This is a genomic window from Paraburkholderia phenoliruptrix (assembly GCF_019511605.1).
GTDB lineage: Bacteria > Pseudomonadota > Gammaproteobacteria > Burkholderiales > Burkholderiaceae > Paraburkholderia > Paraburkholderia phenoliruptrix_A.
In genome coordinates this window covers 23,997-40,172 of the sequence record NZ_JAEUAV010000038.1, presented here as the reverse complement: position 1 = coordinate 40,172, position 16,176 = coordinate 23,997, and the positions used below count along the sequence as shown (strand labels likewise).

The 16,176-nt window shown below is 59.9% G+C and carries 11 protein-coding genes; 9 read left to right on the top strand and 2 right to left on the bottom strand.

Annotated elements, in window-relative coordinates; translation table 11 throughout:
• Window positions 1-224: 224 nt before the first annotated feature.
• Window positions 225-1,040: a nucleotidyltransferase domain-containing protein gene (locus JNB89_RS29415; RefSeq protein ID WP_431026613.1), complete on the bottom strand. Its 816-nt coding sequence runs from the start codon at window positions 1,038-1,040 to the stop codon at window positions 225-227.
• Window positions 1,041-1,090: 50 nt separating this feature from the next.
• Window positions 1,091-2,314 (bottom strand): RtcB family protein, encoded by a 1,224-nt coding sequence (locus JNB89_RS29410; protein WP_220364541.1) that lies wholly within the window; start codon window positions 2,312-2,314, stop codon window positions 1,091-1,093.
• A 266-nt stretch (window positions 2,315-2,580) separates the two neighbouring features.
• Between JNB89_RS29410 and rtcR the strand changes: the two genes are divergently transcribed.
• From rtcR to JNB89_RS29365, 9 genes are all read left to right on the top strand, one after another.
• The gene (gene rtcR / locus JNB89_RS29405) at window positions 2,581-4,200 is read left to right on the top strand and encodes an RNA repair transcriptional activator RtcR (RefSeq protein WP_220364540.1); all 1,620 of its coding nucleotides are present in this window, start codon (window positions 2,581-2,583) and stop codon (window positions 4,198-4,200) included.
• Window positions 4,201-4,350: 150 nt separating this feature from the next.
• The gene (locus JNB89_RS29400; RefSeq protein ID WP_220364539.1) at window positions 4,351-4,977 is read left to right on the top strand and encodes a hypothetical protein; all 627 of its coding nucleotides are present in this window, start codon (window positions 4,351-4,353) and stop codon (window positions 4,975-4,977) included.
• 694 nt (window positions 4,978-5,671) lie between these two features.
• Complete coding sequence (locus JNB89_RS29395) at window positions 5,672-8,452, top strand: type VI secretion system Vgr family protein (RefSeq protein ID WP_220364538.1); 2,781 nt, start codon at window positions 5,672-5,674, stop codon at window positions 8,450-8,452.
• Window positions 8,453-10,003, top strand: coding sequence for a hypothetical protein (locus JNB89_RS29390; protein WP_220364537.1), 1,551 nt, complete (start codon window positions 8,453-8,455; stop codon window positions 10,001-10,003).
• Between the two features lie 14 nt (window positions 10,004-10,017).
• Complete coding sequence (locus JNB89_RS29385) at window positions 10,018-11,115, top strand: Imm72 family immunity protein (protein ID WP_220364536.1); 1,098 nt, start codon at window positions 10,018-10,020, stop codon at window positions 11,113-11,115.
• A 91-nt stretch (window positions 11,116-11,206) separates the two neighbouring features.
• On the top strand, window positions 11,207-12,322 hold the full coding sequence (locus tag JNB89_RS29380) for an Imm72 family immunity protein (protein WP_220364535.1): 1,116 nt from the start codon (window positions 11,207-11,209) through the stop codon (window positions 12,320-12,322).
• 21 nt (window positions 12,323-12,343) lie between these two features.
• Window positions 12,344-12,793, top strand: coding sequence for a hypothetical protein (locus JNB89_RS29375; protein WP_220364534.1), 450 nt, complete (start codon window positions 12,344-12,346; stop codon window positions 12,791-12,793).
• A 78-nt stretch (window positions 12,794-12,871) separates the two neighbouring features.
• Window positions 12,872-13,159: a PAAR domain-containing protein gene (locus JNB89_RS29370; RefSeq protein ID WP_220364533.1), complete on the top strand. Its 288-nt coding sequence runs from the start codon at window positions 12,872-12,874 to the stop codon at window positions 13,157-13,159.
• A 334-nt stretch (window positions 13,160-13,493) separates the two neighbouring features.
• Window positions 13,494-16,175: a type VI secretion system Vgr family protein gene (locus tag JNB89_RS29365; RefSeq protein WP_220364532.1), complete on the top strand. Its 2,682-nt coding sequence runs from the start codon at window positions 13,494-13,496 to the stop codon at window positions 16,173-16,175.
• Window position 16,176 lies beyond the last annotated feature (1 nt).

The following is a 16,176-nucleotide window of genomic DNA, read 5'->3' as shown; positions in this document are numbered from 1 at the left end:
CGTCATCGGCCCCTTCACGATCTGATCGATGAGCTCCTCTGGTATTGCCGGCAGCTCAGGCGGGGGCGCAGACCCTGCTTTCGGTTTGCTTGGCATACATGCTCCTTTGGGTACATGTTATGCCTTGGACACAAAATTTCTGACAGGCTCCGTCAGCATAGCCCCCACAACCGCGATCGACAAAAAAACGGCGCAACCCCCAAACCGTTGCGCCGCCCTCCTCATCATCCACCCTCGAGCACGTCCAGCAAAAATGCATCAAGCATTGCCACGTCGCCCCATGGGCGCTTGTACTCGCGCTCAACCTCCGCGTCCGCGAGCAACGATTCGATCAACGCGTGGATGGCTGGCCGGCGCGGCCCGTAATCGCCTTCGCGCGCTTGCATCTTGAGTGCAAGCAGCCTGTCGAGTTCCGCAAGCACGGCCGGCTCATGTACGGTCTCGGCGACAAGATCGGCAAACCGCATCGGCGGCATCCCAAGACCCATATCCACCCACCTCGTTGCGAGTAGCGGCCGCAGCACATACAGATATTTCTTGAAGCGAACCGTCTCGCCCTGCAGATATCCGCGGAAGTTCTTCTTCGCCATTGACAGGTAGTGGTGCCGCCCGCGCAGCGGCGAGAAAAACGCCGACGCGAGCGACTTCAGCTTCGGCGACCAGCGCACATCCTCACGATACACAACGGGCGAGTCGAGCCATTCGAGCAGCGTGGGATTCGAGCGATGCAACAGTTGCAACGCTTTTCGCAATTCCCAACCGCTGACGTCCAATACGTCGTCGAGTGGTCTTTCGATCACGTCCCGCTGTGGCTCGACGCGCAAATACCAGTCGCGCCTGTGTACATACACGAAGCGCACATCGTAGTCGCTGTCCGGCGACGCAAAACCCCAGCCTCGACTGCCCGATTCGCATGCGAACAGGACGCTCACATCGTGACGCTGCTCGATATCGGCAAGTTCAGCGAGCACGCGTGCGTGTACATCCGGCGCGACCGGGTGCACACTGCGCACCGTCTTCAATTCTTCTTTCCAGGTCATCATATTTCCTTTTTATTGTGTATTCGCCAGGGCTCCAGCCCGGCGGCGCGCTATCCCTTCACGCATACCGCCTGACGCAATGTGTGCACTACTTCAACGAGACTGCGCTGCGCCGCCATGACCGCATCGATGTCCTTGTAGGCCATCGGGATTTCGTCGACTACCCCCGCGTCCTTCCGGCACTCCACGCCCTCTGTTGCCTTCGCCTGATCCGCAACCGTGAAGCGGCGCTTCGCTTCCGTGCGGCTCATCGTCCGGCCCGCACCGTGGCTGCACGAGCAGAAACTTTCCGGATTGCCGAGCCCGCGCACAATGTAGCTTTTCGCTCCCATTGAGCCCGGGATAATGCCGAGCTGTCCTTTTTGCGCAGAGACCGCGCCCTTCCGTGTCACAAGCACGTCCTCGCCGTAGTGGCGCTCCCGCTGCACGTAGTTGTGGTGGCAGTTCACCGCATGTTCGTCCACGCCGAAAGGCTTGGCGATCACTTTGCGCGCAGCGCCGATCACCGCATCCATCATCACCTGCCGGTTGCGCCGCGCGAAATCCTGCGCCCAGCCCACGGCCTCGACGTAGTCGTCGAAGTGTCGGCTGCCCTCGGTGAAGTAAGCGAGGTTGCGATCTGGCAGGTTAGCAATGTGCTGACGCATGTCGTCCTGCGCGAGTTCGATAAACAGGCTGCCAATCGCATTGCCGACGCCGCGTGAACCGCTGTGCAGCATGAACCACACGCTGTCGCTTTCGTCGAGACACACTTCGATAAAGTGATTGCCCGTGCCGAGCGTGCCGAGATGCACGTAGTGGTTCGTCTTCTCGAGCTTCGGGTACTTGTCAACGATGCGCTGGAAGCCCGGTTGCAGCATCGCCCATGTCTCGTCGACGGCAGCCGGCGTGCGGTTGCCCCAAGCTCCCGGATCGCGTCGTCCCGGCACGCGACCGTGCGGCACTGCTCGTTCGATAGCGCTGCGTAGCCCCGCGAGAGAATCCGGCAGATCCGCTGCTGTTAGCGTGGTCCGCGCGGCCATCATCCCGCAGCCGATATCCACGCCAACCGCCGCTGGGATGATCGCCCCCTTGGTCGGAATCACACTGCCGATCGTCGAGCCTTTGCCAAGGTGAACGTCGGGCATAACCGCGAGGTGCCTGAAGATGAATGGCAACTGCGCAGTGTTGCGCAGTTGCGTGCGCGCCTCGTCTTCGACTGCGACCCCTTTCGTCCACATTTTCACCGGCTTGCCCTGCGCGAGTTCCATCAACTCATAATCCGATTCGTTCATTTTTCTCATCCGTTTTGTTCTTTGCTGAGCGGCGCGCCGTTCATGCGCGCCGCTGTCCGTCCTTCGCTCCCTCGCGACCCTATTGGACCGACCCTGTAAGAGCGAAGACCGTGCCACCGTTTGGCCCGTCAGCTAGCAATGCGCCCCAAGTCCCTGAAAATACGACCAAAAACTTGGCGACATGGGTTAAGCGTGTCGCCTGCGCGGTGGCCGCCCCGTCGTCGGCTCCTATACAATAGGATCAATCACGATCCCACAAGATAAACATGCGCAAGACCGTCGCAATAGGTTTTCTCGGCACTGTGCTGGACCAGGGAGGGCGCGCACCACGTCGCTGGCAGAAGTGGCGCCCGACAGTCTCGCTGTGCATGCAGAAGGACCTGCCGATTGACCGGCTCGAAGTGCTGCACTCGCCGGACTACGACCGTCTTGCGAACCGCGTGAAAGAGGACATCTCGCAAACGTCCCCTCACACCGACGTCCGGCTCACGCCGCTAGCGATTCGCGATCCTTGGGATTTCGAAGAGGTCTACGCCGCGTTGCTCGATTTCGCGCGTGCTTATACATTCCATACCGATCACGAGGATTACCTGATTCACATCACGACAGGCACGCACGTCGCACAGATCTGCTGGTTCCTGCTCGCCGAGGCTCGATATTTGCCCGCGCGGCTCGTGCAGACGGCGCCGCCGCAACGGACTGACGAAGGGCCGAGCGGACCCGGGGCGGTCTCGGTAATCGATCTGGACCTCTCGCGTTACAACCGGATCGCACAGCGCTTCCAACGCGAGCGTGATGAAACGGTATCGTTCCTGAAGGCGGGCATTGCAACACGCAATGCCTGCTTTAACGCGCTGATCGAGCAATTGGAGCGGGTTGCCGCGCGCTCGCGCGCGCCCATGCTGCTGGTCGGGCCGACCGGCGCGGGCAAATCGTTTCTCGCAAGGCGCGTGTACGAACTCAAGCGCGCGCGGCATCGGCTTGCAGGCCCGTTCATCGAGGTCAACTGCGCGACGCTGCGAGGAGACGCCGCCATGTCGACCCTATTCGGTCATGTAAAGGGAGCGTTCACCGGCGCGCAGGCAGCGCGCGCGGGACTGCTGCGCGCTGCGGACGGCGGCCTGCTGTTCCTGGATGAAATTGGTGAGCTTGGCCTCGACGAGCAGGCCATGCTGCTGAAGGCGGTTGAGGAGAAGCGGTTCTTTCCGGTGGGGTCCGACAGCGAGGTGACAAGCGATTTCGAGCTGATAGCTGGCACGCACCGCGATCTTCGCCAGATGGTGGCCGCCGGCACGTTCCGCGAAGATCTGTACGCACGGATCAACCTGTGGACCTACGAACTGCCACGCCTTGCAGACCGTCGTGAGGACGTGGAGCCCAACCTGGAATTCGAACTCGACCGGTTCGGCCGCGAGCACGGTGAAAGCGTGCGGTTCAACGTTGAAGCCAGGCGACGGTACGTGGCCTTCGCGACGTCTCCACGCGCAATATGGAGTGGTAATTTCCGCGAGCTGTCCGCGTCCGTTACGCGGATGGCGACGCTTGCAGACGCGGGCCGCATAACCGAGGCAATTGCGGAGGAAGAAGTGGCGCGACTGTCGGCAACATGGTCCGCGCCGCGTGACACGAGCGATCTGGTCGATATGGTCGATGCCGTGCTGGGAGCGGGCGCGAGCGAACTCGACCTGTTCGACCGCGCGCAGCTCGAGCAAGTGCTCGACGTGTGTCGCGTCTCGCGCAGTCTGTCCGAAGCCGGACGCGCACTGTTTGCCGTGTCGCGGCAAGGCAAGAAGCAGCCAAACGATGCGGATCGCTTGCGCAAGTACCTCGCACGCTTTCGGCTTGACTGGGAGGGTGTGCGACAGGCGCTGGAGAATCAGCGCTGATGGGATGTCTGGAGGGAGTCGTCCGGCCTCTGGCGATCCGTCGTCCACCCGCGCGCCTTGCTGCGCAATCATGCTCCACCGCGGGACAACTTCTCGTACCCGGCGCGAATCACACCGGCAATCAGGGCCTACGCGCAGTAGCGAATACACGTGCTCGAGGCGCGCTCGCCGGAAAGCCACACCCACGCCCACGCGCAAGAGATGGTCAGGGTCCGGCTGGAAGATCTGATTGAAAGAACTGGGTTGTCCTGCAGGCGCGGGCTGGCGCGCTGTCCGGCAGCAGGCTTCCAGTTCCGAACGGCCTTGGTCCCAGAACACCGACATGAGTGTCAGGATGAAGTCCGACTGATTGAGCTTCTTGCCTTCGCTATTGATGCGCACGAAAACGTCGGCCACCTGTTCTTCGGTGCATTGCTGCGACAGCTCGAGCGCAATGAAGGGGAAGTTGGTCAGGGCGGCCAGCTTGCCGATAGCGTCGGCGATTTTCTCTTCTTCGGCGTCGGACACCGCGCGGGCAGCTGCGAGGCGCTTCAGATATTCGCCGACGGTTTTATGGGTGGGCCGGCCGAATACCTCGGAGATGTCGAGAATGTACTCCGGGTCCCGTTCCGTGGTTGCGTCGGGAACGACAAAAGTGCCGCTTTGCGGCCGGAAGGCGATGCGGATGCATTACTTTGGCATTGGCCCAGACAAAAGGTCGTTGAATGTCAGGCAGACCAATTCGACCAAGCCCGATGTCGCCGATCAGGCCGCCGAGGGTGTAACGGACTTCTTTAAAGAGAGTCTCTGTCATGGTTCGTCGACAAACTTGAATATGTGGATTTATTGTTGCCCATCACCAATCACTATTCAGGCAGTATTGGGTTGGTTATCTACTCCAGCAGTCGGGAACGCCTCTTGTGTGAACCTCATTCCATAAGACGCTGCCCCGTGACTCGCACGACTCTAAGCCAGTTGATACCCGCCTTTTGCAAAATTGGTTCGTGAATCTGTTGCTGCCGTGTGGAGTTCAGGCTGTGCAGGACTCGGTGTTTTGGCGAAGTCACTGAAAGTGTGTCTGTTCGTTTCCGGTCGCCCCCCGAGTTGGATCAACCCATTCATGGCAATTGTCGTGTTCTGATTGATTCGGACCGAAGCGACCGGACTGCTGAATTGGCGCTGTCTTTCGCGGCTGCATCGTCAGTTTGCGACTTGCAAATCTGGCGTGAGGACACAGAGCGCCGAGCCATTTGGATCAGAGACGGCCTGAGGGTGTCAGCGGAAAATCTTCAATGCACGGTCACAAAGGGAACCGCGCCGCAAAGCCATTTATACCGAATCGCCGAACGAATAGCCCTTCGTGAGGAAATAACTACCCGTCGACAACCCGCGATTTAACATTTGTTTTTCAATATGCGATTGCGGCGGCCCAGTAATTTTCTGTATTATCGCGCGATAGCGCGGGGTCGCGCATTGCATAAAAAGAGGCGGTATGGGCGCGCAGGACATAATCGCGGCAATAAAAGGCGGGCTGTTGCAAAGTGACCGGCTGCTGAAACTGGATACGCCGCTGGGCGGCAATACGCTGTTGCCGCAAAGGCTGGTGGGCGTGTCGCGAATTGGCCGCGATTATGAATTCACGCTGGACGCGGTTTCCACCAGCGACAGTATCGAGCTCAAATCGCTGATTGCGCAGCCCGTCACGCTGTGGATCCAGCAAAGCGACCAGTCGTATGCCGCACACCACGGTTATGTCCATACCGCCCGCCGTCTGGGCGCGGATGGCGCAATTACCAGTTACCAGATCGGGCTGGTGTCGTGGATGCATTTCCTGCGCTTTCGCAAGGACGCGCGAATCTGGCAGGATAAAAGCGTCGATGAGATTCTCACCGACGTATTCAACGTGCATCCGCAGGCGCAGGGCGCGTTCCGTTTCGCGTTGAGCAAGCCATTGCCGCCGCATTCTTTCTGCGTGCAATACGAGGACGACTGGAATTTCTGTCACCGCCTGATGGAAACCGAGGGCCTGTTTGGTTATTTCGAACAGGCGCAGGACGGTCAATCGCATACGCTGGTAATTACCGACGACATCGGCAGCCTGCCGGCGCTCTCGCCGCAGGCGGTGCCGTTCTACCGCTCGGGCACGAACAGCGAGACCGACGCGTTGGTGCAGTGGAGCGGCACGCGCACGCTGCAGAGCACGACGCTCACCACGCGCACGTTCGACTACAAGTGGCCGTCGTCGGCGGCCAACCCGAAGGGCACAAGCGTGCCGACGCTCTCGACGCAGGGCGATCTGCCGCAGCAGGCGGAGGTGTACGAGTACACGGGCGCGTACACGTACGGGCAGCAGGAGCGCGGCGAGCAGCTCTCGAAGGTGAGGATGGAGGAGTGGGAGTCGCGCGCCAAGCGCTTTCATGGCGTGGGCGCGGTGCGGCGGCTCGATGCGGGCCGCTGGTTCGTGCTGGAGAATCATCCGGAGCACAGCGGCGGCAGCGAACAGGAGCGGCAGTTCGCGGTGCTTGCCGTGCGGTGGGTGATCGAGAACAACCTGCCGGTGTCCTCGGGCATGACCGACTTCCCGCACAGCCTGAAGGCGCAGATTGCTGCGGCGCGCGCGCAGCACGCGAACGATGCGGCGCTGGTGGTCAGATCGGCCGACGGCAGCGAAGGCTTCTTCATGGCCACGGTCGAGGCGCAGCGCAAGAGCGTGCCGTTTCGCAGCCCGCTGGAGCATCGCAAGCCGGACATGCATCTGCAGACGGCGACCGTGGTGGGCCCGGCGAACGAGGAAGTGTTCACGGACGCGCTGAACCGGGTGAAGGTGCAGATGCACTGGGACCGGCTGAATCCGGGCGACGAGAAGGCGTCGTGCTGGCTGCGGGTGGTGCAATCGGACACGGGCGGCAATTACGGCGCGGTGCACGTGCCGCGCATCGGCGAGGAGGTGATCGTGTCGTTCCTGGACGGCGACTGCGACCGGCCGATCGTCACGGGGCGTGTGTACAACGGCGCGAAGACGCCGCAGTGGCATTCGAACGGCATCCTCTCGGGCTACCGGTCCAAGGAGTACCAGGGCAGCGGCTACAACCAGCTGGTGATGGACGATGCCACCGGTCAGAACCGGGTGCAGCTTTACAGCACGAGCGCGAACTCGCAACTGCATCTGGGCTACCTGATTGCGCACAGCGGCAACACGCGCGGGGCGTATCTGGGCAGCGGCTTTGATCTGAAGTCGGACGCGTATGGCGCGGTGCGGGCGGGGCAGGGGCTGTATGTATCGACGCATCCAACGACGGGAGCATCGAGGCAGCCGCTTGACGCAGGCGAGGCGAAGAGCCAGCTCGAGAATTCGGGGAGCGTGATCGGGGCACTCAGCGAGGCGAGCGAGACGCATCAGGCGGAGAGCCTGATGGAAGGTCACGATTCGCTGAAGTCGTTTGCCGACGCCACGCAGGACCGCGTTGAGGGCGCGAGCGGCAGCGGTGGCAACACGGCGGGCGGTGGCACCGGTGAGGCGAACGGGTTCAAGGAGCCGATCATGCTGTTCGCGACGCCGGCAGGCATCGCGATGTCGACACAGAAGTCCACGCATATCGCGGCGAATGAGCATGTGAACGTGGTGAGCGGTCAGAGCACGCACATTGCGAGCGGCAAGTCGCTGCTCGCGAGCGTTGCGCAGAAGATCAGCCTGTTCGCGCAGAACGCGGGGATGAAGCTGTTTGCGGCAAAGGGCAAGGTGGAGATTCAGGCGCACTCGGACAATGTGGAGCTGACCGCACAGAAGACGTTCCGTTTGCTGTCAGCCACAGAAAAAATCGAAGCCGCCGCCGACCAGGCCATTCTGCTGACGAGCGGCGGCGCGTATATCCGCATTGCCGGTGGCAACATCGAGATCCATGCGCCGGGAAAGATCGACGTCAAAGGGGCGCAGCACAGCTTCAATGGGCCGACGAGTAAAGGGTATCCGCTGCCCCAACTGCCGACGTCGAAATACGACGCCGCCATGCAGTACCTGTATCACGATGACGAACCGGTCCAAGGGGCGAAGTACATCGCGACGCTGTCGGACGGGAGTAAGCGCGAAGGAGTGTTGGATGCTAACGGAAAAATGCACTTGGCAGACGTGCCGGTGGGTTCCATCCAAGTTGAGCTCGGACCCGACGCGCGCCAGTTCGCGCGCAAGGATCTGACGAAAAACCCAGACTTCAAAGGCGAAACGCTGTCCGAAAGCGATATTGATTCGCTGTTGGCCAAGCACGGGGGAGCGTAAGTGAGCTGGAGCATCGAGGATTTCAAGAAGACATCTTTGGAAGTCGGGCAGTGGTGCTGGGGGACGCTACAAGGCGCCTTTAATGAAAAGCAGACCATCAGCCAGGTTATTACTGATGCTGCCATCGGCATGATCCCTCTCGTGGGTGATGTGACGGCCGCGAGAGACCTCCTTTCTGTTTCTATCCACCTGAGCACCGATCCGAGAAAGCGCGAGGAGGTAATGGAGTGGGTACTGCTCGTAATTCTTGTATTTGCTTTGATACCTGTTGTCGGGGGCGTGATTAAGGGCGTTGGCCGTTTAGCGCTACGAGTCGAGGGCGTCGCCGCAAAAGACCATGCACTTCTGGCCGAAGTCGTGCAGTTCCTCAACCGGATGGGCCATGGCGACGCGCCAAAATGGTTGAAAGCGCTAAACGTTGCCCAATATGAGGCGCAGATCTTGAGGAAATTGAAGGACTTCTGCGCGACGGTGCGACTAGCCATCCGCAAGTCTCTCGAGGCGCGCGTGGGGAAACTCCTGCCCGAGGCATGGCGCAGTAAAATCGATCAGGTGAGCGCGGGGTTTGCCTCGTTGCAAGACATGGCGGACCGAATGGTGCCCAAGGCGTTGCGCGAATTCGAGGCAAAGCTGAAAACGCTTCAGAACATGGTGTACCGGGGAGAGATTCACGAGATTGCGACCGGGGGGATGCCGAGGGTACGCCGCGAAGCCGAGGCATATCTTGAAGAACGGCGGCTTGCGCGAGAGATTCGGCGCGGCAGGTTTCCGTCGTCGGAATGCATGGCGGATGGGGGCGAGATTGAGGCCAAGTTGATCAGTAAGTACCAGTCCAAAATTGACGAGGGTTGGCCTGATATCCTGAAAGACCGAGGAAAGATTGCGAGCTATGGGAATCAACAGGTCTTCACCAAAGTGGCAACCTTCTCAGGCGAGATTGCTGCAATCGGGTCGAAAGAGCTCGCGGGAAAAAAGCTGTATCGCGCGTTCGGCAATCCCTCGAAACATGCGCCTTATCCTGGCGGCAGTAAGGCCGGCGGTCGTCAACCAGCGTTCTGGGGCCTTGGCGAGGCACCCAAAAGCGCAGAGGAATGGCGTATCCGCTCCGCCGTCCTCGACGAGTGGAACGGCAATGGGTTCCTTGCAATTGTTCACCTTCCTGCCGATCTCCCCGCGCACATGGATTTGAAGGCCTGGTCTGGGCAGATCGCCGAACAGTATGGCAAAGAGGTACCTACACAATATCTGGAAGGTGGTGGCCACCAACTCATTGTCGATCTCGGCGATCTCGCCGACGAAATTACCGCAGCCGGCGAGTTGCTCAAGCAAGGGAAGCTGCCGCCCACCATCTCCAGGAATGGTGTAACCGTCGAACTGCGAGCGACGAACTGGACAAACATCGAAGATGTCTATGGCTACAGCAAGTTCGAGGAAAACGTACGCGACGCTGCGCAGACCCGGCGCCTTGGAACCGAAGAGATCCAGACCAAGGTGAGTAATAGCAGCGCCACTGCCGCGGCACGTACTGCAAACTCGGACAACCGGTATTAAGACACGGAGCCCAAATGAAGTTGTTCAGCATGCGCGATGAAACGACGCGCCGTCAGGTCTTCTGGCTCCTGAAGCGATTGACAAGTTTCACTCTTTGGGAAAAGAAGCGGGACGCGTGGGAAATCTTCACGCGCGCGTATGAAAATGCGGTCAAGACTTGGCCTTCTAGTCAGCCCGAGCAGATGCCCGCGGACAATTTGCCGCGAATCTATAGCATTCTGAGCGCTTACAACAAAGGCTTGGATGAACTTCGACGGGGATATCGCTTTATCTGGCGTGAAGGCCAAGCCTTCCAGCAAGCGCTGGCGGATTATGACGTTGTCGCTACTTATCTATACCCCAATGGCGACTATTGGGAACGCGGCATTCAGGAGGCGCCTTACCCGCCAAAGGTAGAGGCGCTAAACCTGCTCATGCGCAGCAGTGAGTATGTGGGCGAGCACGCCGCGTGCGAAGTGCCAGCAAATGGGCGCGCTACAGCCCATTTTACATCGGCGGGCGCGCTGCTGAATCCTAAGGCCTACGTCTACCCCTTTTATCAGCTGAGCTACCCGGTTTTTCCACAAGAGTTGCAGCCCGTGCCCCAGCCAACCGGCGTCGTTATCCGCACTGGTGACGCCGTCCCGGCCGACGGTATTTGGGAGCCGGTGATAATCAGCCGCGAGAAGATGCTTGGGCTCATCCCGATCGGTGCTGCCAGTAGTGAGAATGCAGGCTGCTTTAACTACCTGGTGCAAAGCACTCGGGCGCCGCGCGTGATGGGACGCGTCGATGAGACTAGTGATCGGTTCGGGGAAATCGACGTGAGTTGGCGCTTGCTGTGGAAAGATGATCGCTATAAGGACGGTTCAATCCCCGACGAGTCCGAGTACTTTCTGGCTGCACCTGCGACCGTGCGCTCGGACCAAACGAGCGCCGCCGTCATAACAGCAAAAACGGGTGACGTGTGCCCCGCATCGGGAGTATGGACGGCAATGGGCCATCCCGGCCAACAGGTACATCTCATCAAGGGTGCGCGAATGCCAGATTTGCTGATAAACGACTGGTCAGGTCGTGGTAGGGTGCACTATGTCGAATGGACGTTGCTTGGGCGGAGCTCGGAGGAGGGGTAAAAGAGCGTCCCGGAACCTTCGGACCGTCAAGGATCAAGTCCGAACGGCATAGGTTAACGCGCCGAGAAAAATGGTACCTTTGAAGCATACGATGTCGACAAAAGGTTGCACGACGCTGCAGGCGGTATCGAAGTCTTTCGAGGTGCAACATGAGGCGATTCGTCGCCAGGTTTTCTGGTTGCTTCAGCGACTAACGAGTTGGTCGCTCTGGAAAGCAAAGCAGCAAGCGTTCAAGATTTTCGCAGATGCCTACGAGCTGGCGATCAAGACGGATCCGGCAAACGGTGCAGAAGAGCTGGATGCGAACCACTTGACCGTAACCTATGAGATCTTGGCATGTTACGACAAGGGCCTTGCAGAGCTTGGGAAAGGACACCGTTTTGTCTGGCGTGCCGGCCAGCCGTTGCAGAGGGCAGTCAGGCAAACCAATGTGCTTGGCGATCACTTCTATCGAAACCCGAAGTATTGGGAGCACGAAAGCCAGTTCGCGCCCTATCCGGAAAAAGTCAATGCGCTATATCAGCTTATGCGAGCCTCGCAGTTTCAGATGGACTACGCGCCCTTGGAGGTGTGGACCGACGACAAGATCGCCTATCTGGAAAGCGCTGACTCGCTACTGAATCCGGCTCGCTACGACCACGGCTTCTATGAACTCGCTTACCCGACAATTCCCGAGGTGTTGCCTCCAGTTCCGGAAACCAGCGGGCCTGTGATTCAATCGGGCCAAGCAGTTCCATATGGCGGCATCTGGGAACCTGTCATGATAGAACGTAGCCGCGCGCTTGGCGTGTTCTCGACAGGACCTAAGTTGTTTGAGAACGAGGGCTGTTTCAACTACCTGATCGCGGATACTGAGGCGCCGAATCTGTCGGACGTCGACGACAACGCGTTCGGCATCACACCGAGACCGACACATTGGCGTCTTCTTTGGGAAGATACGCGTTACAAGGATGGCGCGATTCCGGACGAGACGCAGTACTTTCTCAAGCCGTTGGGAAGCGCACATACGATTGAGCCCAATGCTGTAGACCCGGTTCATACCGGCGCGATCTGCCCGGCATCGGGTGAATGGCGCACGGACGAACACGGTGGAAGTACCGTGCGAGTTATGGCGGGCGACCGGATGCCAGATCTTCTCGTTAAAGACAGCCTGGGCGAACGCAAGGTGCATTGGGTGCGCTGGCGTCTCGAACGGCGCATAGATTGAACGGCGGGACGCGCGCCTTCTATGTCCACACATTTTAGCTTTGCCGCCGGCGAACTGGATGCGGGCAAGGGGCTCGTGTTCGCACCCGGCCGCACGAGGGTGCAAGATGTGATCGAAGCGGGCTGGCGCGCACTTGACGCACAGAACGGGTGGGAGAGCTTCGCGACCGACAAACTGGTTATTTGGCGACACTCCTTTGCTGTTTCCGCCCGGTTCCGCTTAGGCAGCCTTGCTCAGATCGATTGCATCTGGAAGGATGGAAGCATTCGGAAACAGGACTGGTCCGCAACTGACGATGATCTCCTGCGGGAGAAAAAGACGTTAGCAAAGCTGATTAAAGAAGAAGCGCGAACCATTCCCGTCTCCACTTCGCTTGGGGCCGACACGTTTGCGTTCGAGTGGGGGACCATATCGGTGCGTGCAGATCAGCGGTCTATGCTCGTGTTGCTCAGCATCGGGTATTCCAGGTAACTCGATAATTCGTTGCTTTGCGTAGAGACAATAGGTGCACGGCGGCACCCGACTAATGCCTGGCTCCTAAGGGACACTATGAAACGATATCTGATTCTGAACGGCGACAAGACGACAGCTAATGGCGTCGTTCATGCCGCAGCGACTTCTATTCGATTGAGCGACAAAGACGTCGCTCACGAAGGCGATCCTGTGGCGTGTCCGTCCTGCAATACGACAGGCAAAATTCAGTGCGACGGGCCGAGGCAAATCATGACTTCGCCAGATGGGCGGCACGCCGCATTGAGCGACGATCTGTGTATCTGTGGCTGCCATCCGCCCCCTCGACTCGTCGCTTCGCAACAGATGATGTCGACACAAGCGTAAGAGGTTGCTTTCATTTTAGCGGTACCTAAGCCGCCACAAATCGGGCTCGCGGCGCAGCGCTTTCTCTGGCTCACAAATCTCATGAAAGCGTGCCTCGACATCGTGATTGCCGGGATGCGCTATGAATTACCGCTGGCGGTTATTGTGTCTATCCATCATCCACTCAGTGCTTTCCGACGGTTGGCTTGATTTTACCGATTGCCCCGCAAACTAAGAAACGGAGAAACAAATTCCGATTTAACATTTGTTTCTGCTTCCATGATTGCCGTAACTGCCTGATATTTGTATTATCGCGCGATAGCGCGGGGTCGCGCATTGCATAAAAAGAGGCGGTATGGGCGCGCAGGACATAATCGCGGCAATAAAAGGCGGGCTGTTGCAAAGTGACCGGCTGCTGAAACTGGATACGCCGCTGGGCGGCAATACGCTGTTGCCGCAAAGGCTGGTGGGCGTGTCGCGAATTGGCCGCGATTATGAATTCACGCTGGACGCGGTTTCCATGAGCGACAGTATCGAGCTCAAATCGCTGATTGCGCAGCCCGTCACGCTGTGGATCCAGCAAAGCGACCAGTCGTATGCCGCACACCACGGTTATGTCCATACCGCCCGCCGTCTGGGCGCGGACGGCGCAATTACCAGTTACCAGATCGGGCTGGTGTCGTGGATGCATTTCCTGCGCTTTCGCAAGGACGCGCGAATCTGGCAGGATAAAAGCGTCGATGAGATTCTCACCGACGTATTCAACCTGCATCCGCAGGCGCAGGGCGCGTTCCGTTTCGCGTTGAGCAAGCCATTGCCGCCGCATTCTTTCTGCGTGCAATACGAGGACGACTGGAATTTCTGTCACCGGCTGATGGAAACCGAGGGCCTGTTTGGCTATTTCGAACAGGCCGAGGACGGTCAATCGCATACGCTGGTAATTACCGACGACATCGGCAGCCTGCCGGCGCTCTCGCCGCAGGCGGTGCCGTTCTACCGCTCGGGCACGAACAGCGAGACCGACGCGTTGGTGCAGTGGAGCGGCACGCGCACGCTGCAGAGCACGACGCTCACCACGCGCACGTTCGACTACAAGTGGCCGTCGTCGGCGGCCAACCCGAAGGGCACAAGCGTGCCGACGCTCTCGACGCAGGGCGATCTGCCGCAGCAGGCGGAGGTGTACGAGTACACGGGCGCGTACACGTACGGGCAGCAGGAGCGCGGCGAGCAGCTCTCGAAGGTGAAGATGGAGGAGTGGGAGTCGCGCGCCAAGCGCTTTCATGGCGTGGGCGCGGTGCGGCGGCTCGATGCGGGCCGCTGGTTCGTGCTGGAGAATCATCCGGAGCACAGCGGCGGCAGCGAACAGGAGCGGCAGTTCGCGGTGCTTGCCGTGCGGTGGGTGATCGAGAACAACCTGCCGGTGTCCTCGGGCATGACCGACTTCCCGCACAGCCTGAAGGCGCAGATTGCTGCGGCGCGCGCGCAGCACGCGAACGAAGCGGCGCTGGTGGTCAGATCGGCCGACGGCAGCGAAGGCTTCTTCATGGCCACGGTCGAGGCGCAGCGCAAGAGCGTGCCGTTTCGCAGCCCGCTGGAGCATCGCAAGCCGGACATGCATCTGCAGACGGCGACCGTGGTGGGCCCGGCGAACGAGGAAGTGTTCACGGACGCGCTGAACCGGGTGAAGGTGCAGATGCACTGGGACCGGCTGAATCCGGGCGACGAGAAGGCGTCGTGCTGGCTGCGGGTGGTGCAATCGGACACGGGCGGCAATTACGGCGCGGTGCACGTGCCGCGCATCGGCGAGGAGGTGATCGTGTCGTTCCTGGACGGCGACTGCGACCGGCCGATCGTCACGGGGCGCGTGTACAACGGCGCGAAGACGCCGCAGTGGCATTCGAACGGCATCCTCTCGGGCTACCGGTCCAAGGAGTACCAGGGCAGCGGCTACAACCAGCTGGTGATGGACGATGCCACCGGTCAGAACCGGGTGCAGCTTTACAGCACGAGCGCGAACTCGCAACTGCATCTGGGCTACCTGATTGCGCACAGCGGCAACACGCGCGGGGCGTATCTGGGCAGCGGCTTTGATCTGAAGTCGGACGCGTATGGCGCGGTGCGGGCGGGGCAGGGGCTGTATGTATCGACGCATCCAACGACGGGAGCATCGAGGCAGCCGCTTGACGCAGGCGAGGCGAAGAGCCAGCTCGAGAATTCGGGGAGCGTGATCGGGGCACTCAGCGAGGCGAGCGAGACGCATCAGGCGGAGAGCCTGATGGAAGGTCACGATTCGCTGAAGTCGTTTGCCGACGCCACGCAGGACCGCGTTGAGGGCGCGAGCGGCAGCGGTGGCAACACGGCGGGCGGCGGCACCGGTGAGGCGAACGGGTTCAAGGAGCCGATCATGCTGTTCGCGACGCCGGCAGGCATCGCGATGTCGACACAGAAGTCCACGCATATCGCGGCGAATGAGCATGTGAACGTGGTGAGCGGTCAGAGCACGCACATTGCGAGCGGCAAGTCGCTGCTCGCGAGCGTTGCGCAGAAGATCAGCCTGTTCGCGCAGAACGCGGGGATGAAGCTGTTTGCGGCAAAAGGCAAGGTGGAGATTCAGGCACAAGGCGATAACCTTGAAATCACCGCCCAGAAGACGCTGAAATTACTCTCCGCGACTGAGTCGATCGACGCGGCAGCCAAGCAGGAGATTCTTCTCACTTCGGGCGGCGCATACGTGCGCATTTCCGGCGGCAACATCGAAATTCATGCGCCGGGAAAGATCGACATCAAAGGCAGCCAACATTCCTTTGCTGGCCCAACAAGTCTCGATCGCACTTTCAACGCAGAAGGCAAGAAGGCTGACATGCGAATCCGCTACATGGACGCGGAGGGCAACGTGCCGCAAGGTGAACCGATCAAGCTCGCTTCGGAGCACGGCGCGCTGCATACCGTCGTTCTCGATGGCGAGGGCAAAGGCGAACTGAAGGGCATCGATTTCGGCAAGTTTGTCGCAGATCAAGTCAAGCGAAGCGGAGAATGAC

Coding starts and splice junctions, on each gene's coding strand:
- JNB89_RS29415 (WP_431026613.1), bottom strand. CDS start 1,040: ATGACCTGGAAAGAAGAATTGAAGACGGTGCGCAGTGTGCACCCGGTC.
- JNB89_RS29410 (WP_220364541.1), bottom strand. CDS start 2,314: ATGAACGAATCGGATTATGAGTTGATGGAACTCGCGCAGGGCAAGCCG.
- rtcR (WP_220364540.1), top strand. CDS start 2,581: ATGCGCAAGACCGTCGCAATAGGTTTTCTCGGCACTGTGCTGGACCAG.
- JNB89_RS29395 (WP_220364538.1), top strand. CDS start 5,672: ATGGGCGCGCAGGACATAATCGCGGCAATAAAAGGCGGGCTGTTGCAA.
- JNB89_RS29385 (WP_220364536.1), top strand. CDS start 10,018: ATGAAGTTGTTCAGCATGCGCGATGAAACGACGCGCCGTCAGGTCTTC.
- JNB89_RS29380 (WP_220364535.1), top strand. CDS start 11,207: ATGTCGACAAAAGGTTGCACGACGCTGCAGGCGGTATCGAAGTCTTTC.
- JNB89_RS29375 (WP_220364534.1), top strand. CDS start 12,344: ATGTCCACACATTTTAGCTTTGCCGCCGGCGAACTGGATGCGGGCAAG.
- JNB89_RS29370 (WP_220364533.1), top strand. CDS start 12,872: ATGAAACGATATCTGATTCTGAACGGCGACAAGACGACAGCTAATGGC.
- JNB89_RS29365 (WP_220364532.1), top strand. CDS start 13,494: ATGGGCGCGCAGGACATAATCGCGGCAATAAAAGGCGGGCTGTTGCAA.